This window comes from Candidatus Kryptoniota bacterium, from assembly GCA_036567965.1.
Taxonomy (GTDB): Bacteria; Bacteroidota; Ignavibacteria; order Kryptoniales; family JAKASW01; genus JAKASW01.
The window spans coordinates 1-20,738 of sequence record DATCTN010000029.1; the positions used below are offsets into that span (position 1 = coordinate 1).

The 20,738-nt window shown below is 49.7% G+C and carries 26 protein-coding genes; 5 read left to right on the forward strand and 21 right to left on the reverse strand.

Annotated elements, in window-relative coordinates; all coding sequences use genetic code 11:
- Positions 1-213: 213 nt before the first annotated feature.
- The 12 genes from VIS48_13255 to VIS48_13310 all read right to left on the reverse strand — a co-directional run bounded on the left by VIS48_13255 (position 214) and on the right by VIS48_13310 (position 7,736).
- On the reverse strand, positions 214-711 hold the full coding sequence (locus VIS48_13255) for a hypothetical protein (protein HEY9167117.1): 498 nt from the start codon (positions 709-711) through the stop codon (positions 214-216).
- Between the two features lie 452 nt (positions 712-1,163).
- A complete protein-coding gene (locus VIS48_13260) occupies positions 1,164-1,586 on the reverse strand; it encodes a DUF3788 family protein (GenBank protein HEY9167118.1) in 423 nt (140 codons plus the stop codon).
- A gap of 149 nt (positions 1,587-1,735) precedes the next feature.
- A complete protein-coding gene (locus VIS48_13265) occupies positions 1,736-2,089 on the reverse strand; it encodes a TM2 domain-containing protein (GenBank protein ID HEY9167119.1) in 354 nt (117 codons plus the stop codon).
- Between the two features lie 14 nt (positions 2,090-2,103).
- Positions 2,104-2,463, reverse strand: a complete 360-nt coding sequence (locus tag VIS48_13270) for a DUF2752 domain-containing protein (protein HEY9167120.1) — start codon at positions 2,461-2,463, stop codon at positions 2,104-2,106.
- 290 nt (positions 2,464-2,753) lie between these two features.
- Positions 2,754-3,593, reverse strand: a complete 840-nt coding sequence (locus VIS48_13275; protein HEY9167121.1) for an SDR family oxidoreductase — start codon at positions 3,591-3,593, stop codon at positions 2,754-2,756.
- 7 nt (positions 3,594-3,600) lie between these two features.
- Positions 3,601-4,374: a class I SAM-dependent methyltransferase gene (locus VIS48_13280; protein HEY9167122.1), complete on the reverse strand. Its 774-nt coding sequence runs from the start codon at positions 4,372-4,374 to the stop codon at positions 3,601-3,603.
- A gap of 338 nt (positions 4,375-4,712) precedes the next feature.
- Positions 4,713-4,859, reverse strand: coding sequence for a hypothetical protein (locus VIS48_13285; GenBank protein ID HEY9167123.1), 147 nt, complete (start codon positions 4,857-4,859; stop codon positions 4,713-4,715).
- A gap of 129 nt (positions 4,860-4,988) precedes the next feature.
- Positions 4,989-5,375: a NifB/NifX family molybdenum-iron cluster-binding protein gene (locus VIS48_13290; GenBank protein ID HEY9167124.1), complete on the reverse strand. Its 387-nt coding sequence runs from the start codon at positions 5,373-5,375 to the stop codon at positions 4,989-4,991.
- A gap of 181 nt (positions 5,376-5,556) precedes the next feature.
- On the reverse strand, positions 5,557-6,216 hold the full coding sequence (locus VIS48_13295) for an SDR family NAD(P)-dependent oxidoreductase (protein HEY9167125.1): 660 nt from the start codon (positions 6,214-6,216) through the stop codon (positions 5,557-5,559).
- A gap of 87 nt (positions 6,217-6,303) precedes the next feature.
- Complete coding sequence (locus VIS48_13300; protein ID HEY9167126.1) at positions 6,304-6,768, reverse strand: hypothetical protein; 465 nt, start codon at positions 6,766-6,768, stop codon at positions 6,304-6,306.
- A gap of 64 nt (positions 6,769-6,832) precedes the next feature.
- Entirely contained in the window at positions 6,833-7,174 is a 342-nt protein-coding gene (locus tag VIS48_13305) for a hypothetical protein (GenBank protein ID HEY9167127.1), read from the reverse strand.
- Positions 7,167-7,736, reverse strand: coding sequence for a sigma-70 family RNA polymerase sigma factor (locus VIS48_13310; protein HEY9167128.1), 570 nt, complete (start codon positions 7,734-7,736; stop codon positions 7,167-7,169). Before VIS48_13310 ends, VIS48_13305 begins: the two co-directional genes overlap by 8 nt.
- Before the next feature lie 633 nt (positions 7,737-8,369).
- Between VIS48_13310 and VIS48_13315 the strand changes: the two genes are divergently transcribed.
- Together VIS48_13315 and VIS48_13320 are read left to right on the forward strand one after the other, a co-directional pair.
- Entirely contained in the window at positions 8,370-9,926 is a 1,557-nt protein-coding gene (locus tag VIS48_13315) for a serine hydrolase (GenBank protein HEY9167129.1), read from the forward strand.
- Between the two features lie 121 nt (positions 9,927-10,047).
- The gene (locus tag VIS48_13320) at positions 10,048-10,569 is read left to right on the forward strand and encodes an isoprenylcysteine carboxylmethyltransferase family protein (protein ID HEY9167130.1); all 522 of its coding nucleotides are present in this window, start codon (positions 10,048-10,050) and stop codon (positions 10,567-10,569) included.
- A gap of 110 nt (positions 10,570-10,679) precedes the next feature.
- On the opposite strand, the gene VIS48_13325 is transcribed toward VIS48_13320, so the two are convergent.
- The 8 genes from VIS48_13325 to VIS48_13360 all read right to left on the reverse strand — a co-directional run bounded on the left by VIS48_13325 (position 10,680) and on the right by VIS48_13360 (position 17,178).
- On the reverse strand, positions 10,680-11,306 hold the full coding sequence (locus tag VIS48_13325; protein ID HEY9167131.1) for a hypothetical protein: 627 nt from the start codon (positions 11,304-11,306) through the stop codon (positions 10,680-10,682).
- Positions 11,307-11,472: 166 nt separating this feature from the next.
- Positions 11,473-12,966, reverse strand: coding sequence for an FGGY family carbohydrate kinase (locus VIS48_13330; protein ID HEY9167132.1), 1,494 nt, complete (start codon positions 12,964-12,966; stop codon positions 11,473-11,475).
- A 10-nt stretch (positions 12,967-12,976) separates the two neighbouring features.
- Positions 12,977-14,014: an alcohol dehydrogenase catalytic domain-containing protein gene (locus VIS48_13335; protein HEY9167133.1), complete on the reverse strand. Its 1,038-nt coding sequence runs from the start codon at positions 14,012-14,014 to the stop codon at positions 12,977-12,979.
- Positions 14,015-14,241: 227 nt separating this feature from the next.
- Positions 14,242-14,667: a DUF3795 domain-containing protein gene (locus VIS48_13340; GenBank protein HEY9167134.1), complete on the reverse strand. Its 426-nt coding sequence runs from the start codon at positions 14,665-14,667 to the stop codon at positions 14,242-14,244.
- An 81-nt stretch (positions 14,668-14,748) separates the two neighbouring features.
- Positions 14,749-15,126, reverse strand: coding sequence for a hypothetical protein (locus tag VIS48_13345; GenBank protein ID HEY9167135.1), 378 nt, complete (start codon positions 15,124-15,126; stop codon positions 14,749-14,751).
- 4 nt (positions 15,127-15,130) lie between these two features.
- Positions 15,131-15,628 carry a GNAT family N-acetyltransferase gene (locus VIS48_13350; protein ID HEY9167136.1) on the reverse strand — a complete coding sequence of 166 codons (498 nt, stop codon included), beginning with the start codon at positions 15,626-15,628 and terminating at the stop codon, positions 15,131-15,133.
- A 29-nt stretch (positions 15,629-15,657) separates the two neighbouring features.
- Positions 15,658-16,410 (reverse strand): SDR family NAD(P)-dependent oxidoreductase, encoded by a 753-nt coding sequence (locus VIS48_13355; GenBank protein ID HEY9167137.1) that lies wholly within the window; start codon positions 16,408-16,410, stop codon positions 15,658-15,660.
- Between the two features lie 66 nt (positions 16,411-16,476).
- Positions 16,477-17,178, reverse strand: coding sequence for a hypothetical protein (locus VIS48_13360; protein ID HEY9167138.1), 702 nt, complete (start codon positions 17,176-17,178; stop codon positions 16,477-16,479).
- A 150-nt stretch (positions 17,179-17,328) separates the two neighbouring features.
- Here VIS48_13360 and VIS48_13365 point away from each other — a divergent pair, with 150 nt between their 5' ends.
- From VIS48_13365 to VIS48_13375, 3 genes are read left to right on the forward strand one after another with little or no spacing between them, the layout of a single operon-like run.
- A complete protein-coding gene (locus tag VIS48_13365) occupies positions 17,329-17,601 on the forward strand; it encodes a metalloregulator ArsR/SmtB family transcription factor (protein ID HEY9167139.1) in 273 nt (90 codons plus the stop codon).
- A 1-nt stretch (position 17,602) separates the two neighbouring features.
- The gene (locus VIS48_13370) at positions 17,603-18,268 is read left to right on the forward strand and encodes an SdpI family protein (GenBank protein HEY9167140.1); all 666 of its coding nucleotides are present in this window, start codon (positions 17,603-17,605) and stop codon (positions 18,266-18,268) included.
- A gap of 55 nt (positions 18,269-18,323) precedes the next feature.
- Positions 18,324-19,787: an alpha/beta fold hydrolase gene (locus VIS48_13375; protein ID HEY9167141.1), complete on the forward strand. Its 1,464-nt coding sequence runs from the start codon at positions 18,324-18,326 to the stop codon at positions 19,785-19,787.
- A gap of 110 nt (positions 19,788-19,897) precedes the next feature.
- Here VIS48_13375 and msrA read toward each other — a convergent pair whose 3' ends face one another.
- Positions 19,898-20,446, reverse strand: a complete 549-nt coding sequence (msrA, locus tag VIS48_13380) for a peptide-methionine (S)-S-oxide reductase MsrA (protein ID HEY9167142.1) — start codon at positions 20,444-20,446, stop codon at positions 19,898-19,900.
- Between the last annotated feature and the right edge of the window lie 292 nt (positions 20,447-20,738).

Here is a 20,738-nt window from a genome sequence, read left to right on the forward strand (position 1 = left end):
TCACCGCATCCAGCTTGAACTGCCGGTCGTACGTCTTTCTCTTCTTCTCTGTCTCCATTTCCAGTCTCCTCTACGAGGTCGTAGACCTCCTTCACGAAGTTACTGGCTTTTCTCCTTGTCTACAAAACGGGGTAAGGTCCATGGCGAGCACGACATATATCTCATGTTGAGCCTCTTCCTTGGCTGTCGGCCGCAGACACGGGGCCTTGGACATTATCGATAAGCACCTTTGACAGGAGGAAGGGATTTGAACTCTGGCTTCGATGCAATTATGTCTCCTATTAATTGTGTAATGCTCTCGATGACATCCTTAAACTTGTTATGCGGGACCAGCTCTATCCCATCGTCCCAAACCACTGTTTTGTCCTGATCCTTGTATCTTATCCGTAACACTTGTTTACCCAAATCCGGAGATAAGGTTTCGTTAGCTGGCCTTTTATAAAGAGTATCTGGCAGTGAGAAGAACCCGTATCGCTCCAGAGTAGTAATGATGATTTCCTGTTCTCTGGTGGTCAACCACATCGTGGTCTTTACAGTACCAGGGATGAGATCCTTCTGGTAAGTTCCGTGGAAGGTGTCTAATTCATCAAGCGCACCTGTGTGAAGGAAGATCTGAACGAATTGAACATCACGGCTGCTCTCCGAGGATGAAGAGAAGAGACAGCATCCGGTCATGAGAATACTTCCAACGAATGTTAAGAATAATTTCATGTTTGATTCCGAGAGTTTATTGGCATTCGACCTGCCTCGTACTCGCGGCGAACCATTGGCCTTAAACTTTCTAACTTTTTCTTGCCGTCCAATGCATGTTGGACGCCAATGGGTTCTTTATTCTTTTTTAATTGCACTCCACGACAAGGTCCATTCCCCGCGCACTTCTGCCAGCATGACATTGACTTAAGAAGATCACCACCGAACTTAGCAAGCACAGAGACAACTTCTTCACGCTTGCCCCCTTAACTTCTGAGAGGTTATATCTCTCATCTGATATGTCTTAAGCTTTTTGTCTCACAATCATGAATGAATCTAACTCCAACATTCTCGCCAGATTTACCTCGTTAAATAACAATTTCGTGGCCATTTATCCACTTTAACACCGAATTTTCCCCCGGCGGATAGTAGTTTGTGACACATAGAAACCACTTTCAAGTAGTGAAAGCGCGCTAGTTCTCAATTTTGATTTTTATCAGCTTCTTCACGATCTCTACAGTCTTCGCGCTCTTGACTTCCATTCGAATTCCTCTCCCCTCCACATACTTCTTAGCGTTCCGAACCTCGTCAATGATCTTTTTCGGGATATCGCTCTCTTCGATTGCAGAGACCGCCTTATCCCCGAATATGAATGACATTCTGAACCCGCCGTCGACCGGACTAAGGAAGAAGAGATTGCGTTTCTTCAGGAGAAGCTTCATTGTCCATCCGGATTTTTCGCTGTAAAATTTCCATTCTGATTTGACCGGTCCGAAATCTTTCTCGATATAACTTCTTATCTCGCGCCAGAATTTTCCGGTGTCTCCGAGAATTTTGAGGAGCTTCATCTCGTCGGGTATGACTGCTTTATCAGGAAAAGGATTCGGTGTTACCACTATATTATTTCACCCATCTCCGTTCATTTTCATTTGATTAGAATTTCGATTATCAAAATTTTGACGGACTCTTCTCGAACCGGGAAATGGATGCCGGCGATTCCTTCAACCGCCGGCGTGTTTCCGTCAATCTCACCGTCAGATCTAAATCAAGTCGACGACTTGACAATCCTCAATACGTCCTGCGCAACGTCGACATTATATTCGAACGCGAGCTTTTTGTAGTTGACCAGATCGACGATTGTTCCGATAAGGCAGAGGCCGCCTGTGAACAGGTAGAGAATTCCCATTCCTATTTGTCCGACGAGAAACCGCTGGACGCCCGCAATTACGATAAATCCCAGTAGAGTGACAAGTAGAATGGTCTGTGGATCTTTTCTCCGCGCGTTATAGATCCCCGCAAACATCTGGACCTGATTGTCGTTAAGATCCTTGACAGCTCCCTGGACATAAGCCAGCTCGTCGCCCTGAAGCATCGGCATGAGTTGATAAAGATTCGCCATACTGTTTCCTCACTTTATGATTGGTTTAATGAAATCCTTTTAGCGGCTGCGGATCTGACCAGCGTTATGATCCGTTGAATCAAAATGACAAGCGCAGGTACACCGAACACGTGCGTCTTAAATGAACTGATAAGATCTCCGTGGAGAATGAAAGATATCGATCTCCCGAGTCCGCAGCCCGGACAGAAAGTGAAACCGAGATTCTTGAAAGGACAGAATGTGAAATCTGTTCGCAAGTACGGGTTGTAGATTGCCAGATAGACGAGTGCGGCAATCCAGATCAGGACTTCCAGGTTGGAGGCAATGAAGTGGACCGCAAACGATGGTGACCATTTCGCGGAACTGTCGGGCACGACCATATCAACTGCCTTCACCGGACTTCAGCCTCCACAACGAGTGTATTCATTTCTGCGGCACGCATCGCCGATTAAATCGTTTTGAAAATCTAAATTCCGGATTAAGAAGAGTCAAGCGGGTGTGCCGTTCAGTATTTTCACTTCAATTGAATTGGGTCGATACAATTGCTCGCCGTGTACCCGCAGGACACGCAGCCGTCCACAGGATGATTTTCATTTTCCCGTCTGCACTTTTTCTTTCTTTGTGATACTGCCGGCAGCGAACGCTATGAGTCCAGCCACGAGTCCGGTAATGGCGCCGTAACATCTCATTTCATCGAAGTGAGATGCTCGCTTAGTTCCCACAATTTTCTCGATGTCTCCGAGTCGCGTGAATGTTCGGAAGAGAGCACCTGCTTCTTATCGATAAAGTACTTTCCGGTAATTCCTGTCACCTCGACTGACGATGCAAGATAGACGATCGTCTCCGCTCCTTTTTCAGGCGAGCGCATCGTCCACCCGAACAGCGAATAGTACGTCTTTACCGGGCCCGATGCATTGCGATAAAAATCTGACTTCACCGCGCCGGGGTGCATGCAATTCACAGTGATCTCTTTTCCTTCCAGGCGGTGTGCGAGCTCGTAAGTGAACATGATGTTTGCAAGCTTTGATCGCGCGTACGCTTTCATCGATGAGTAACCATGCTCGCTCTGCGTGTCGACGAGATCTAGCTGCACGTACCGGTGTACATCCGATGCAACGTTTATTATTCTTGAGGGCGCCGACCGTTTCATGGTGTTCAGGAGTAAATTTGTCAGGTGAAAATATCCTAAATGGTTGAGGCCGAACGTCATCTCTAATCCGTCAGCCGTGAGATATCGCTTCGGCACCAGAGCGCCCGCATTATTCACAAGGATATGGAGCGAACCGAACCTGTCCTTAAACCCGTCGGCGACATCGTGGACCCCTTTCCGGTTTGACAGATCGCCGCAGATTAGAAAGATGTTCGAGTTACCCGATACCGATTTTATTTCGGTCGCCGCGAGCTCCCCATTGGTTCTGTTGTGACAGACGAGTATGACTGTTGCGCCTTTCTTCGCCAGCCCGAGAGCCGCAGCTTTCCCGATGCCGCCGCTCGCACCTGTCACCATGCATATTTTGTCTTTCAATTCGATATCAGCTTGTCCACTTATCCGACTTTTTAAGCTTCCATATCATGAAAGGGGAATGTTCCTCGTCAAATTTGCTCTTTGAATAGTCGCCATACAGATTGACAACATCAAAACCGCACTCGCGGATCAAGAGTTCAAACTCTTCCCGGTTGAACAGGTAAAAATTAATCTCGAGAGAGCGCTCGCCCACCATTCTGCTCTCATGATCGAACAACTCGTAATACTGAAATCCATGAGCAAGCCGTGTGGAGTGATCGTAATTAAAATGATACCTGACGACGAGTGATCCGCCCGTCTTGGTGGGGAATCGTCCGAGCGTGCCCGGGCGTCCGTCGATATTCCCGAGTCTGATCCGCTCGTTGTGAAGAGTACAAATGAAATGGCCCGAATCAGTCAGGTGTTCCATGATGCGTTCGAGTGTCTGCTTTTGCAGATCGCGTTCCAGGATTTCGGAGAAGGAATTAAATGGAATGAAAATCAGTTCGAATTTCTGGCGGAGCGCAAGCTGAGTCATGTCCATCGCGATGAGCTTACACGGAAGCCAGCCGTTTTCGGTCTTGCGCTGGAGGACAGAGAGCATGCCTGTTGAATAGTCGACACACGTCAGATCGATCCCGCCGCGGATGAGGGGGACTGAGACTCTTCCTGTGCCTGAAGTCAGCTCGAGAACTTTTCCCCGCGCGTTTTTGGCTTCCTCCAAGAAGTAGGGAATATCGAAATCTTGATTGACATAGGAATCGTAGAGGTCCGCCACGCGATCGAACTGTATCGATTTCAACGACGAACCCTCCCCAGCCTCTTTAAGAAAGCACGTCGCGTGGCAATCCCTGAGGCGTCAGCTCCCCGAATTCTCATGAAAAACTGATTTTCGCCCGATTTCATTGTCGAAAATTCTTTGACCGCTTCCACCCTCCTTGCTTGAGTTGAAGGGTTCAACTCAAGCGAAAATGTAAACCGGATTCATCGAAGAGTCAAGAAGAGCGGATGGGTGATTGATCCGGAATGCCGGCCGTACGGCCAGGATGGCAGCTTCTCAAAACCTAACTCACCACCCAGCAATTATGTGTCCGTTCCAGGAAGAATGAGGGCAACCGATGTCTGGTAGAGCTGAATCGCCTATCTCCTTACGCTTACCTCCTGACTTCTTCCGCTCTCGATTCCTTTCGAGTTCACGGAAGTGACATAATAAAAGTAGAGCGATCCCTTCTTCGCCTTCTTGTCGAGTGCTTCAAGATTTTCAGAAGGCGTGACTAGTGACGGCATTCACAACGCCGGGTATCACAAACTATTTCCGCATATTCGTCCGGTTCGCGAGTACACACAATATCGAAATGCGACAAAGTTGAAATGCGCTGCTATGTCAAGAAGATCAGCCAGCTTTGATTTGACTCGTTAATGTGAACGATGGGAATGCTGTAGATGGTTCCCCTCGCCGTGGTGACCATGATGCGCGGTGGGTTCGGTCGTGATGGGAAGCTTGCCGGCTGACGCGAGCGCGACTGCTTCGTCCGCGGGCATGCCCGACCCAATGTGTACCTCGACTTCAAATTTTTCGGCGACCTGGAACGCATGTGGTCCGATCCCGCCACAGATAATCTTCTTCACGCCCGACTTTGCGGAGTCTCTTATCACGAGATGCGGGTCGACTCCTTCACCGTTGGTGATGACATCGACACGATCGTCTTCGTCATCGTAGACAAGGAAGAATGGGGATTTCCCGAAATGAACGCTTACGTTCCCTGACATTGAACCCTTTTCTGATGCGATTAAGTATTTCATCTTTTCTTTCTTTAGTTGGTCAACTGTTATACTTGCCGTCGACAGATTGGTTTCGACGACTCTTTCTAATATGATGCAACCGGTTCGGAATGGTTGCGCCTTCCTTCCAAAAAACATCTCTCGGATCGCCTTCCGGATCCTTCGGTTTCATGGTAGCATGAGCCATGTAGTCTTCTCTTTCCTACCACGGGCTTTTTTTTCCGAGATACCAGAAATTTCCCGAGTCGAGATTTTTGGTCGCGAGCGCGAAGATCTCTTCAGCCGCCTCGGCACTCTTCCTGGGCGCGGATTGTCCGCCCATGTCTGTCCTCACCCAACCTGGATTCAGCGAGCTGACGCAAATATCCTTTGACTTCAGCCTGTCCGCAAGAATTCTTGTGTACATGTTGAGCGCCGCTTTTGAGATCTGATAAGAAGGCGTATACGCCCCATGGAAATCTGTAAGCGAGCCCGCTCCGGAAGACACATTTACGATACTTCCACCATCTTTCATTAGCGGAAGAATTAACTCGGTGAAATCCACGAGCCCCATAAGGTTCACGTCGAGAGTCTTTCTCAGCACGTCGCCGGTCATGATGCCGGACCTGTCTCGATCTTCTATGATACCCGCATTGTTGACGAGCACATCGATCTCGATTCCGAATTTTCGGATCTCATCGGCACAGGCTTTTATTCCGACGGGACTTCTGAGATCAAGAATGCAGACTCTGAAGTCGGGGTGAGCTATACTCGACTTTCCTGATGTCGAAGTACCGACAACATGCCATCCTTCATCCAGAAACTTCTCGGCCGCCGCCCTTCCAATTCCCCTGCTTGCGCCGGTAACGAGCGCCGTCTTCACCGGCCCACTACCGGGTCATTCAAAAATCTCTTCAAGCTTTGCTTGATTAACATTAGTCTCAGTACGATTAGAATTTTCTTGTCTTCATCAGAATGGTCTGAATAACGGACGCGAGGAATGGCTGAACGGCCATGGAATCGCCGCGAGAATAACCAGAAGCGCAATAACGTAGAAAATTGTCATGCGAGAAAATTTCTTCTTGTCATCGGGTGCCTTCTTCGACCTTATCTCTCCGATGGATATCAGCCCGATTGCAATCACCGTCATGGCGACGTGTTCGAGTCCGAAGAATCTTACTTCGGGAAAATCCATAGCTTTCCTGATGTCTGAAACGAAATACGCGGTAATCGGGCTGAGAATGTAAAGGGCGACACCTACCACGAATTGCACGCGAACGATAACTGAGGCCGCGAGCCTTGCGACCCCGTCGGCGTGAGTGAATTGTCCGCCGCCCATCCATCCTTTCGCTCCCCGGAAAATCGCATACAGCAGGCTGATGAGCACGAGCCACCTGACAGCTGAATGTGTAGCCAGAACTATTTCATAGAACATGGTGCTTTCTCCTCCTCTGGAACATCACGAGTCCGCCGGCAAGAGCGCGGCGGACCCGGATCGTTTATGAAGACTTATCCTCTTTCGCGGCACCGCCGGCTTCATCGTCAGAGTCGTGTTCATGCCACCTCCTCCACTGATCCCAGTGGCGGTGCCGGCCATAAAACGGTCTCGGCCGCCTGCCGAAACCGCCGAACAGGATTTTCGCCAGGACCAGCAATCCGATTGCCTGAAGATAATCTATTGTCTTCAATCCAAACAACACGGGGAGAAGCGCGTTCCATAATAGCATCACAATCAGACTTCCCACCGCCAGGAAAAACAGAACGAACGGCAGTCCTAAAAGAAACCACCAGCCTCTTCTGTGTCTTCCGAGGGGACCCTTTTCGGCATTCCAGCTACACATTGTTTTTTAACTCCTCATATAAATTTTTCAAACGTTTTCTCAAGTACAGGACCGCGTAGCGCTTCCTCGAAATCAGCGTGTTCACCGGTTCGCCTTTTATTTCCGAAATCTCTCTGAAGCTCATGTCTTCGAATTCATTCATCTCAAACACCTCGCGCTGCTCCTCGGGCAGCTCGTCAAGAGCGTCTTCCATCTCGTCCCAGAACTGGTTCTGCCAGTACGCTTCGTCAGGATAACCACCGAGGTTCGGGATTATCTCTTCGATAGAAAGAGAATCGCCCTGCTCGTCGCCAGAGTTTGCGAACCTGACATCCGCAAAAGTTTTCGGCTTCTTCTTCCGGCGCGAGTCTATGATCCTGTTCTTCGCGACGCGCATAAGCCACGCCGACACACGGTCCATAAACTCTATGCTCTGGAACGAATTCGCAAACTGGTAAAGAACGTCCTGCAAAATATCTTCCGCCTCTTCTTTTGTGGGCACATTCCGCCTTATAAAGTTGAAGAGTTTGCCTCTCTCCTTCTCTATCGTGGCTTCAATCTGTTTCGATATTTCTGCAGTCAACTCTATTTGGGCCTCTGTTAAGTATAACGGATTGGAAGGAGAAATATTTTAAACGAAAAACAAAACCTGTTGGGCGGTTCGGATTCGAGATGAATCGTGACGTTTCAATCTACAGGGAAGTATCCTCAATCCGCTGTACCACACCTACAAACCTAGAACGTGACGAATGCAATTAACGAGGTTGCTGCGGAGGCGAAAGCGCGATTGATACGGGATTTCTTCGGAGACGAGAAGTAGCCGTAATCTACTGTTCAAAACGACTACTAACTAGTAATGAACGGGCCTTACAATTACATAAGACGTCCACGATATCCGAGCATAATAATTCTTCCCTCGGGCATCTCATTTATCTTTCTACGGTGGATCACGCTCCTCCTTGTCGCAGCCGCAATACTTCTTCTGATACGGATGATAAACGACAAAGAGAACCTGATGCATGACGAATTTACGTAACAGCGAGGTCTCCTCGTGCACTATTTACCCGCGTGAAGATTTCCCCGTCGCGGAAAAGTTTTGAGAAGACTGATGCCCGCCGTTATATTCTAAAGGAAATGATCGGCTGAACGTTTTCCTTTTCCGGGCACAATACGAAACCAAGGAAGATCAAAAGCACTAATTTTGTCAGGGGGAAGAATGAAAGCATATCATCAACTAACGACGGCTCTTGCGCTCGCGATTCTTTTGATTCTGGCTGGAGACGGCTGCGCCCAGCGCTCAACGCCGCCAAGTAAGGCGTCGCTCTCAGTTCCATGTTCTTTAAACGACGGCTGGGTCCCAGGAAACCTCAGCGACGCGGATATCGATTCCACGCGGCTCGTGAATCTTCTGAGAAGAATAAATGAGAAAGAGTACTCAGGGATAGACGGGATACTCATTGTAAGAAATAACCGCCTTGTCTTCGAGGAATATTTTCCCGGAAACGATTTCGAGTACACTGCAAAAGATTTCAAGGGCAGACTCATTGACTACGACTGCGCCACGATTCACAACCTCGCTTCGGTAACCAAGAGCATTACTGCATTGCTGTTCGGAATTGCCGTCGATAAAGGTTTTGTTCGCGGAGTTGATGAAAAGCTGTACTCGTTCTTTCCTGCCGACAGCTCACTCTTCGACGGCGACAAGAAAAAGATCACGCTCGCGCACCTCCTCACGATGTCGTCGGGACTAAAATGGAACGAGCAGGACATTTCGTACGGCAATATGAGCAACGACATCGTGCAGTTGTTCATTGTCCCTGATCCGGTGAGATACATCCTGTCTAAACCTCTCGCAAACCGGCCGGGGACAACGTGGTACTACAACGGAGGCGGCACCAACCTTATCGGTCAAATCCTACAGAGAACATCAGGCGTCAGACTCGATACGTTCGCGCAGAAATATCTGTTCGATCCGCTTGGAATCAAAAACTTAAAATGGGTTTATATAAACGACCGATTCGTGGACGCATCCGGTGATCTCAGATTAAGTCCCAGATCAATGGCGAAACTCGGCTCGCTTGTGCTAAACAAGGGAGAATGGAACGGAACCAAGGTGATCAGCCCGCAATGGATCGAAGAGATGACGAGGAAGCGCGTGTGGCTGCCGAAAGATGATGGTTACGGTTATCAGTGGTGGCTTCAGACTTATAAGCTCGGCTCACGCGCCGTCGACTCGTATCACGCCGGAGGATGGGGAGGACAGTGGATAATCGTTCTTCCTGAACTCAACGCCGTTGTCGTTCTCACCGGCAACAACTACGTCCGGCCGGACGTGACAAACGACATCATGTGCAACTATGTTCTCCCGTCGATGGTGAAAGATTTCTCTTACGATTTCAAAAAAATACAAACGGAGGCTCCTCTTCCCGACAGCATATCATTTGTTGCATCCGGCGGCAATTCTCCGTTCGATTGCTTGTCCGGAAGATGGTGCGGCCAATGGGACGCCCACTTCCTTTCATGCCAGCTCGTCGTGGAAAGGATAAGCGCCCGTGAAGCTACTGTTGTATACTCGTGGGCCGATCACCCCGCAGGTTATTTCAAGAAGGGATGGGTACGGAAGAGTGCAGGCGTCGACTCCACAGGAACGATCAGGTTCGAGACATCAGACTCGCTCAGCTTCCGGTATGATCCAAAGGAGGACGTGCTCATCGGAAATTTGAAGAACCAGTATGTTACGTCAAAGGCAATTTTGAGACGGATCAAAATGTAAGTTGAAAGAATAAATTTGCATTCCATGTCGGCAGATATCGTTTGAAATTGAATCGGTCAGATTCCTTCAATAAAATCTCGGCCAAGAAAGCATTGAGTGAGGTCTCAGAGCGCAGTCGATCTTGAGTGACAACTTCCTATTGCTCGCACTTACGTTTCTGGCTTGTCTCGCGATTCGTTCTGTTTATGAACGGCTCAAAGACGCACGACTGATAAATCCCGAACACAAATTCATATTGTCCTTAGTCTTCGCGGCTATGGGCGGAATGTGGGTATCGTGGTTCGGTATGTGTCTCCTCGATCCGCTCGCGCTCAAGATTGGGAGCGTTTTCAAGTGGACCGGCTTTGCTTTGGTCATACTGGGCATCCTCCTTGCCGTCGCCGCACTCGTACAACTTCGCGGAGTCGAGAACATAGACCACCTCGTAACATCCGGTTTATTCAAGCGGCTTAGACATCCAATGTACACAGGTTTCATTCTGTGGATCCTCGGCTGGGCATCGTATCACGGCGCAATCCTGAGTTTTGGAATCGGAGCCGTTGGAATAGCAAACATTATCTACTGGAGACATCTAGAGGATGGGCGACTTAAAGAGAAGTACGGAGAGCCATATCTGAGGTACAGAGAGAAGACCTGGTTTTGATGTACGGCTCAGCTGCCACGCGCGTGGCAGGTTTACATTCCCGCCGTACTCTCAGGCATTCGTGGAACATGAGGTTGGCTTCAAACAATCGAGCGGATTCCTTCGGCCGGCTATCCCCTCTTCTCCGGAATTGTCCTCCCCATTATGAACGCGATCCCGCTGAAGGCAAACGCTTCGCACACGCTCGTCCATTCGTTTCCCAAAGTGCCCGACGGATCCGCAATCGCGCGCGGTATGTGAAGTATGATCACCCAGATGAAAAGCATGACTCCGAGAAGCGTAGCCGCGAGTCGGGCCTTGACATTTATGATTATTCCCACACCCGACGCTATCAACGCAATTCCGGCGAAGTAAGTCCAGAAAAGATCGCCCGGAATCCATCTTGGCACCAGCGATCTGACTAAGTCCGTGTATATGAAGTGATCGAGACCAAACACGGCCACCATTATCGCCAGCGGATATTTTGAAAGCGGCATGAAAAAATCTTCCAACTTAGAGAGCACGGACGGTTTTACCCCGCCGTCAATAGCTTGTCGCGGCAGCGATCCCGCCACGACGAGCGCGCCCCCGAAGAATGCGAACTCTTTGAACGCGGCTGTCCACGACCCCATCCGGGTTGCGTGTATTATTACGTCGTGCGGGATATGAAGGAACAGGACAAACGCGAGAAAGACGAGACCCGACAAGGCGGCCGCCGGTCTTCGCCATCTTCCGAATACGATGAGTGCAGCTCCCACTAAGTGGACCCACACATGTCGAAATGGCACCCACGCGGGAGGCCACGCAACCATCACCGGTTTGAAATCTGAAAATATGAAATGCTAAATCCCGATTCCGATCACACCGATTGCAAACTTGATCCGGCCTGCGAATAGAACTCTATCGTCTGAGATGAGATTTGAATCAACCATCTCTCTTCACCTTCTTTAAAAGCGGGAACAGTCGCCGGTATTCACCGAACATTTTTTTATACTGGCTGAAGATCTTCGCGTCCGGTTTGATCTCCTTCCTCACGGCTGTCATTTTAGTCGCGGCTTCCTTGAAATTCGCGTACCACCCCACACCTACCGCAGCGGCTATGGCAGCTCCCAACCCGGACGCCTCGATGTCCTCCGGAATAAGAACACTCCTCCCCGTTACATTCGATATGATGGTACACCACAGATCGCTTGCGGCACCGCCGCCGATGGCAACAAATTCTTTCACCCTCTTTCCAATTTCCTTTTCAACCGCGTTCAGTGCAAAAAGTTGTTCGAACGCAATCCCTTCCAGGATGGAACGATAAATATGCGCGCGCGCGTGAGACGACGACAGGCCCACGAACGCTCCTCTTGCATTTGCGTCCCAATATGGATTCATGACTCCGCATAAATACGGAAGGTAAAATAGCCCGTCGCTTCCGGGTGGAATGTTACGCGTCGCATCCTCGAGTTGTTCATAGATTTCGGTTGTCGGATCGATATTTAAGATTTTCCTTAACAGCCACTCTAAGGAAAATGTCCCCGCTCTCAAGCTGCACTCGTAGTAGTAGCCGCTATCAGAGCAGCTTCCCATGGTTCGGAACGCCCTGCTTATCCGGTAGCGATCTCCGTAAACCCCTGCAACGACGGCGGTACCCAGGTTGAGGTAAGCGCGATTGGTTGTCAGCGCATTCGATCCAAGTCCCGCTGCTTGACCGTCTCCCCCTCCCGCCACGACTATCGTGTCTGTCGTGAGCCCTGTTTCCTCAGACGCGTGGGCACAGACTTTTCCCAATATCGTCCCGGGGCTGTAAGTTTCCGGCAACTGGCTCTCACGCAGCCCGAGTGCCTTAAGAATGACCGGTGACCACTTTTTGTTTTTCAGATCAAAAAGTCCGAGCGGATCGGCGCTTGCCCAGCTGGTCTTGAAGGACTCCGTCAGTTTCCATGTTACGTAAGTGTGCACATCGCACACCATCGCGATTTTTCTGAACAGTTCCGGTTCGTTTCTTTTCATCCACGCGAGCCTGTACACCACCGGCGCATAATCGGGAGGCTTGCCGGTTATGCGGTGAATCCTGTCCTTACCGATCTTGCGGGCAAACGGTTCGACTTCGTCCTTACATCTTTCGTCGAGCCACACGATCCCCCGCCGAAGACTTTCTCCACCTGCGCCGAGAGTCACAAATGTCTCTCTCTGATTCGCGACTGCGAGAGCTGCAATTCTTCTCTTGTCGATCGCTTTTGTGATTTTGTTGAGCGCCATTACGGAGGATTTCCACCAGTCAGCGGGATCCTGTTCGTAATAATTCGCCTGCGGCGAGAACAGCGGGACCGTTTCACTTGCGTATGCGGCGACTTTTCCGCGCCGGTCGAACGCAATCGCCTTCGTGCTCGTGGTACTGCAGTCGAGTCCGACCACCAGATCGCCGGTCATCCTCAGCCCGTCAGTCGATGAATATCATGGTCTTCATGACGCCGTCCCTGCGGTGACTCACAAGCTCGAACGCATCCTGAGCTTTCTCAAGCGGGAACCGGTGAGTAACAAGTGGATCTACATTAATCCGTTTTGCCGCGACAAGGTCGATTGCCCTTTGAGTGGAGTTGAGTTGCCTCCGAACATTTATGATCGTAATCTCCTTCCTGCGGAGTTCGTGTATAAGGAATGAGATCTCATCTCTCTCCGGTATCCCTACGATCACTAGTTTGCCGCCGGGTTTAACGAGCTCAACCGACTGACCTATCGCTTCCTGATCTCCGCTGCATTCGAAGACAACGTCCATTTGAAGCGGTTCTATCCGCAAAATTTCTTTTACAACGTCTTCTTTATCAGGATTTCCTGACCACGAAGGATTCAACTTCTTTGAGAACACCACTCGCGCATCTATTTTATCTGTTACGAATACTTTGCCGACATTCTTCGTCCGCAAAACATGAAACACGGACATCCCTATCGGCCCCGCTCCGAGGATCGCGGCATCTGCACCATCGGAGAGAGCAGATTTCTCGACCGCGTACAGGGCAATCGCCAGAGGTTCTGTCAGAGCCGCCTGGTCGAATGTCATGTCTTCACCAATCGGAAAGCAATTTCTTTCGGGAAGAACGATATACTCGCACTGAGCGCCATCCAGTTGTTTCGGCGCGCCGAGGAACCGGAGTTCACGACAAGTATTCTCTCTTCCCGCCTTGCATTGGTCGCATTTCCCGCACGACACCGCTGGATCAATAGCTATCCTGTCACCGCGTTTCAGTCTTTTTACGTCCTTTCCGACGCCTTCCACGACTCCGGCTGTTTCATGTCCCACTGTGAATGGATACTGCACTATTTGCGAACCGATCCTGCCTGTGGTGTAATAGTGTATGTCCGACCCGCAGACACCAACAGTCTTAATTCGAATTAATACATCAGTATCGTTTTTTATCTTCGGATCAGGCAGAACATGTATCTCGAATTTTCCGGGACCCGTCAGAAGAGCGGCCTTCAATTCCAGAGTCTCCTTTCAATTGAATTCAGATCGGATTTATTCACGCTAATTTTCAGATTTCGCATCGGGTTAATATGTAAAGGATTTTGCTCAAAGACTAACCATGGTGTGCGTTACTCTGGGAATGAGGTTGAAGGGAAAAAGGGACAAAGCTGCAGAGGAACAAAGGCAAAATGGTATCATGTCGCGGAGTATTGGTCGATGCGGGATTGGAGTTGCACTTCGGTTCAGTCAACTCTGTCGACTCTGCGGTCTCTTATCTCGTTCAAAATACGTCGCGCATCGTACGGAGCAATGAATGAGTCGTACTTCTCTTTTGAGATCTTTCCGGCGTATCTCGCGATTACTTTTTCGACGCTTTCCATCCGCTCATCCATTTTCTTGCACGGAAACTCGATGCAGTCCGCGCAAGTGAACATACCGCGGCCGATGACGCACTTTCTGATCTCACAATCCTTGCCAGGAAGCGGACAGCTTCCACTGCCTTCTGTCAGACAACCCTTGCAGTGAAGATCTTTCGGCTGAAAATTCAAGTGGAAGTATTTCTTCCAACCCTGAGCTGCTCGCTCCCTGTCGGCAACAGTCTTGCTCCTACCGATGAACGCAACGCATTCATCGCACCTGAAGCCACATCTCGATACAATATTTTTCATCTTCTAACTCCTCACGCGGCATTGTCGCAAAATTGCATCTTGTTGCCCGGTAATTGGAATGGAATCTCCCGATCTCTAATCTCATGAATTAACAATTTGTTTGTGAAATCTCATGAAAGCATCCGAAGGATTCATATTCTTCAAAACTTTTATCAGCAACCCGGCGCTGACTCCCATTAATAGGATGAACATTACAATCGGTGCGACAGGCATAAAACCCGTCTCGAGTCCGCCGACGATTGCCCCCGCGAGAATCGACAGGCACATGTTCACTGAGAAGACGAGTACAATCGGAGAGAGGATGAATCCGAATCCACGTCTCTTCAAGAGGAGTCCTCCTGTAAATAATGCGAATGGAACGAGGAGGCCGAGGTCGCTCGCCTGACTTATTGCGGTCTGTTCTCCTCTGAATTCCCGCGGAAGAGTGCCTGTCACTGATGCCGGGACCAACTTGAGCATGCGTTCAAAGCACCTTCTCCAGATACATCTCGTTCATCGAGTAGCCCATTCCGGTATACAACGGGTAGCCGGATGTCGATGCATGCAAGCTAACACGTCTGATCCGGTGTCTCTTGCCCTCCGTATGAAGTCTCTCCATGATTCTTGTCGCGATACCTTCCCGCCTGCGTTCGCTTACGACATAAACGTTGAGAATGTATCCGAGCCGCGTCCCAATGTGTGAAATGTGCGGTGGACCATCGAGGAAGAGAATCGATCCGCAACCTACCACTTCTCCACCGCTGACCGCGACACAATCGAATTGACTTTTCAATCCTACATGAGTGAGATAGTAGCTCTTCGATTTGCGGATGAATCTGACTTTCTTTCCCGAATAATTCTCGTCCGGCCTCATCTCGGAAAACATCCTGTACCTGAAATCTGCGAGGATTCCGGCGTCTTTTTTTCCCGCCCGGCGGATGAGGATTTTCTCTTTCGCTGATTTAGTCGTCATGCTTTTCATTTTCTCCCAATCTCTCGAGAAGCGTGAGCTTAGTGATTCATCCTGTTGAACTGCTCATAAAATCCGCTTTGCGACGCAGCCGCGACGAGATTCTGCGCTTGACCTACACCGTGCTCGAATTCGTCTTTGGCCAGCGCGGTCATGGTAGATACCGCCACTTCGGAAGGAGGTATTCCTCTGAACGTTTGTCCTCTCCCCGCACGGGCGCCTTTATCGAGATCGGTATCAACCGTAGGAGGAATAATTTCGAAGACCTTCACGGATGTGTTCTTTAGTTGGTGCCGAAGTGAAATCGTGAATGAATGGATCGCAGCCTTTGTGGCACAATAAACGGGCATGATCGCTATCGGAACAAACCCGAGTCCGGACGAAACGTTGATGATAGCCGCTTCAGATCGCTTCATGAATTCCGGAATGAAGCAGGCCGACAAGTGGATTGTGGATCCGAGGTTGATGTCCAGCTCGTTTTCATTCGCGCGCAAATCCCGCAGACCCGCTTTCAAATCTATCATCCTCTGGATGCCCGCATTGTTTACGAGAATGTTAATGTCCTTGAAGTTTGAAGTGACCCAATTGTAGAGCCCCTCGCGATCTCCGGGGGAGGACACGTCGCATACATACGTGTGAATCTCAGGAAGCCTTCTCTCCGCTTCATTTAGTTTTTCCTCTCTTCTCCCACAGATGATTACTTTATTCCCGGCTTTCAGAAATTCCTCCGCGAGACAGTACCCGATTCCTGTGGCGCCGCCGGTGATAAGAACCGTATTTCTGGTTGTGTTCATTTAAAAGCTCCGCAATTTTTTGTATTCATGTATGACAAGCAGCAGGATCGTTGCACACTCATCGAGCTATTTCCTGTTGATGTTAACCTGGAGCCCGACGTTCATCACGAACGGCATCCATTGAAATCGGATATTGTCGCGAAGGGGCCAGGAGACTCCCATCTGAGCGGTGAACTTAAGGCCGGGTCCTCCGAGAGCGCCGAAGATAAACGGTTCCGCAAATAGCCCGTCCAGATTTGAAGTAATATTTCCTTCCTTATCCTGAATCTTTGTGAAATGAACGTATGACGCACGCATTCCGAAACCCCCGTCCGCAATATCGCCGTATGCTCCAATGTCCATCTGGAAGAAATACCGGGTGTACCACCCTGTCGCAATAATCTGTGAGGATGACGAATTGGTCCACGCATCGCTCGACGTCGACCTTCCGGCTCCCGCACCGGCGAACATTTCCATTGTCCCGTTGGCCGTCACCGGCATGTAATAGCCAAGTGCGCCTTCGAGATAATTGTGTACATTGTAGCTGAGTGAATCTGACGACGACTTGGAGCCGAACGAACCGTTCGCCATAATGCCGATAGCGCCCGATACGGCAACTGCAGTCTGGAAGTCCCAGCCCGTCGTTCCCGTATTTGCAGCGATCCTTACTTCTCCTGCATTTTTCAGGAGGGGCGCGTCGATCGTATTTGGAATGTAAACCGGGACGCACGACTCCACACACAATCCCAGGATTGCGCCAACCAGAAGCAGGCATTTCTGAAAATTCATACTCGCTCCCTTTTATGAATCAAAATAGCAATAAAGAACGAAATCTTCCGGCGACCACGCTCACGCAAGAAATGTCGGCGACCTCCTCGTCGGGCAGCACTTGACTTATATTGGTATATGTACTAATCTACATATATTCATCAGCCAACTATGAAGAACATCGGGAATATATTCGGAGCCCTTAGTGACCCGACGAGAAGATTGATCCTGGAAAACCTCCAGGGAAAAGACCTGACCCCGTCGGATTTGCTTGAACGTATAGATGTCAGCCAGCCTACCCTTTCTCATCATCTCGATATCTTGAAGCGGGCAGAGTTGATCCAGGGAGCGCGCGAAGGGCAATTCATCCGATATTCACTGAACATGACCGTTTTCGAAATGGCTCTGCAATATATGGTTTCTCTGACGAAAAGGAGAAAATGAAATGAAACTCGATTTGAAGCGGGAACTCATACCATTGGGAGTGATTGCCGCCGTAGCAGCGATCGCAGTTTATTATTATCCTCAGCTTCCGGAAGTAATACCGAGTCATTTCAATGTGCACGGGGATGCCAACGGTTGGATGCGGAAGACAACGTTCTTCGTCGTCATGGGGGCGACGTTCATTTCGATTTACCTCTTGTTCACCTTTCTGCCCAGCATCGACCCGCTAAGGAAGAAAATTGAGCCGAGATTTCGCGTCGTCCTGTTCTTGAGGGATATCCTTCTCGCCCTTTTCGGGGCGATCTTCATGCTAACCCTCGCCGCTGCCCATAGCGGAGTTCTTCAAATGAATCTATTCGGTCTTGCCTTCGGAGCATTGCTTGTCGTATTGGGCAACTATATGCCGAAGCTGCCGCAAAACTGGTTCATAGGAATCAGGACGCCGTGGACGATTTCTTCCGAAAGCGTTTGGAGGAGAACCCACATACTCGGCGGTTGGCTCTTCGCAATTTCTGGAATCATCTTCATCGTCTGCACTTTATTTAAAGTCAACAACCTTGTTCCGTTGGTCGCAATAATCAGTGCGGCGCTGATCAGCGTGCTATATTCGTTTTACCTTTTCAAAAGAGAACAATCGTCGGGACCCGGGGATAAGGACAACCCATGAAGTCTCCGGCGTCGCTGGAGTTCTTTCATTCAACTAAATCATGCGGGGCTGAACAATGAAATCAGGAATTAGAAAAATTGTCGCGAGCTACTCCGTTGTACTCTCTCTAGTCATGCTCGTCATATCCTCGAGTTCTTTCGCAGGTGCGAAGATTGACACTTCACTCGTAGGGGATTGGACCGGAACGATCGAATTCAGCGGAGCGAAATTGAAAATTGTTTTTCATGTGGTTAAGACGGATAGTGGAACCTTGTCTGCAACTATGGACAGCCCCGATCAGAGCGCCTACGGGATCCGCGCAAGCTCGGTTCAAGTGAAAGAAGATTCTGCTTTCATCGGCGTCAGCTCGATCGGAGGCGCTTATGAAGGAAGATTTTCGGCCACGAAGGATACAATCGACGGCAAATGGAAACAGGGCGGCGTTACAATAAAACTCGTCGTTTTAAAAAGCGCAGCTCCACTTCCTGTTGTGACAATGAAACGTCCCCAGGAACCTAAGCCGCCGTTTCCATACAAGTCCGAGGATGTTTCCTTCAAAAGTGAAATTACCGGGATGACTTACACGGGAACAATTACCGAGCCCGACTCCGGAGGTCAGTTTCCTGCGGCTATTCTGATAACCGGTTCCGGCGCGCATGATCGCGACGAGACGATTTTCGGTCATAAACCGTTCATGGTGATCGCAGATTTCCTGACGCGCCGCGGGATTGCGGTCCTAAGAGTGGACGATCGCGGAATAGGCGGTTCCACGGGCAACAAGATGACCGTCACCACCACTGCCCACACAGCAGACGCCATCGCGGAAATCGGGTACCTGAAAGGCCGCAATGAAATCGACAGCAAGAAGATCGGGGTGATCGGTCACAGCGAAGGTGGGGTCATTGCTCCTATGGTGGCTTCCGAATCGAAAGATGTCGCGTTTGTAGTCCTACTTGCTGGTACAGGGATGCCGGGCTCTGACATCATTCTAGCGCAGACGAAATTAATCGAAGAAACCGAAGGCGTCGATTCCGCTTTCCTCGCACGACAATTGGAAGATACCAGACGCACATTCGAGATTGCAAAATCGGACAAGGATAGTGCCGGCGCCGCGGCGGACCTGCGTTCCTATTTTGAGTCTACGATCGGAGAATGGGGGGCGGAGATCAAGAAGAACGGCGGGAAACCCGAAGAATCGATCGATGATAAGATAAGATCGCTGCTAAATCCCTGGTTCAGATATTTCTTAACCTATGATCCGAGACCCGCTCTTGAAAAAGTGACGTGCCCTTTACTCGCGATGGGCGGAACGCTCGACCTGCAGGTCCCTGCCGAGGACAATCTGAGGGAGATCGAATCGGCTCTCAAGAAAGGCGGGAACAAGGATTACACGATCAAATTACTTCCGGGTCTGAACCATCTTTTCCAGGATGCAAAGACCGGATCGCCAAAAGAATATTCGCAAATCGAAGAAACTTTTTCTCCGCAAGCTCTGAAAATTATGGGAGATTGGATCGTAGAGAGGTCAAGAAATAGATAATCTTGGAATCAGAGGGGCCGGGAGCTGGTCGCGGCTCCTCTTAGCTTTTCTGTTCGATTGAAATCCGATTCTTGTTATTCAATCTCTGTGTGTCCGATCCGGCAATCCGTTCACTCTTTCAGCCTGTCCGCGTACATCTTTCTGAACTTTGCGACCTTCGGTGCGATTACAACCCGGCAATACGGCTGATTCACATTATTGACAAAATACTCCTGGTGGTAATCCTCGGCGGCATAAAATGCCTTGAAGGGAGAAATCTCCGTGACAAGCTTGTCGTCCCAGATTTTCTTCTCTTCGATTTCTTTCACAATTTTCTCTGCTACCCGCTTCTGCCCGTCATCATGATAGAAAATCACCGATCTGTATTGCGTTCCGACGTCGTTTCCCTGTCTGTTTAGCGTGGTTGGATCGTGCACAGTGAAAAATATTCTGAGCAGATCGCCAAATGACACTACGGTCGGATCAAAATTGATCTGAACAACTTCGGCATGACCCGTCGCTCCCGAACAGACCTGCTGATATGATGGGTTTGCGACAGTGCCGCCGGAGTAGCCGGACTCGACGCTGATCACGCCCTTAAGATCGTCGAATACAGCTTCAACGCACCAGAAACAACCGCCGCCGAGAGTTGCCGTTTCATGCTTACCGGATGCTGACATTTTTTCTCCTGCTTATAATTTAATAACAATAAAGGTGCGTAGGGAATTTCATTGTCCGGCTAAACTTACAGCTGCGAGCATGCCCAAAGATCGCCGAGCCGTCTTCGACTGGCAAGTAGCGCCCTTGAATAATGAAACATTAGACTGCGTCATGGATGGCCTAGGGGGACACATTCGACTTGACAATACAGACTGAAGCGGAGTCGGTCCCGCAAATTTTACCCGGTTTGCTTTTATTGCAAGCCGGTTTTAGTTTTAAGCGAGTCGTGATTCAACAAGGCGTGATCTCCAC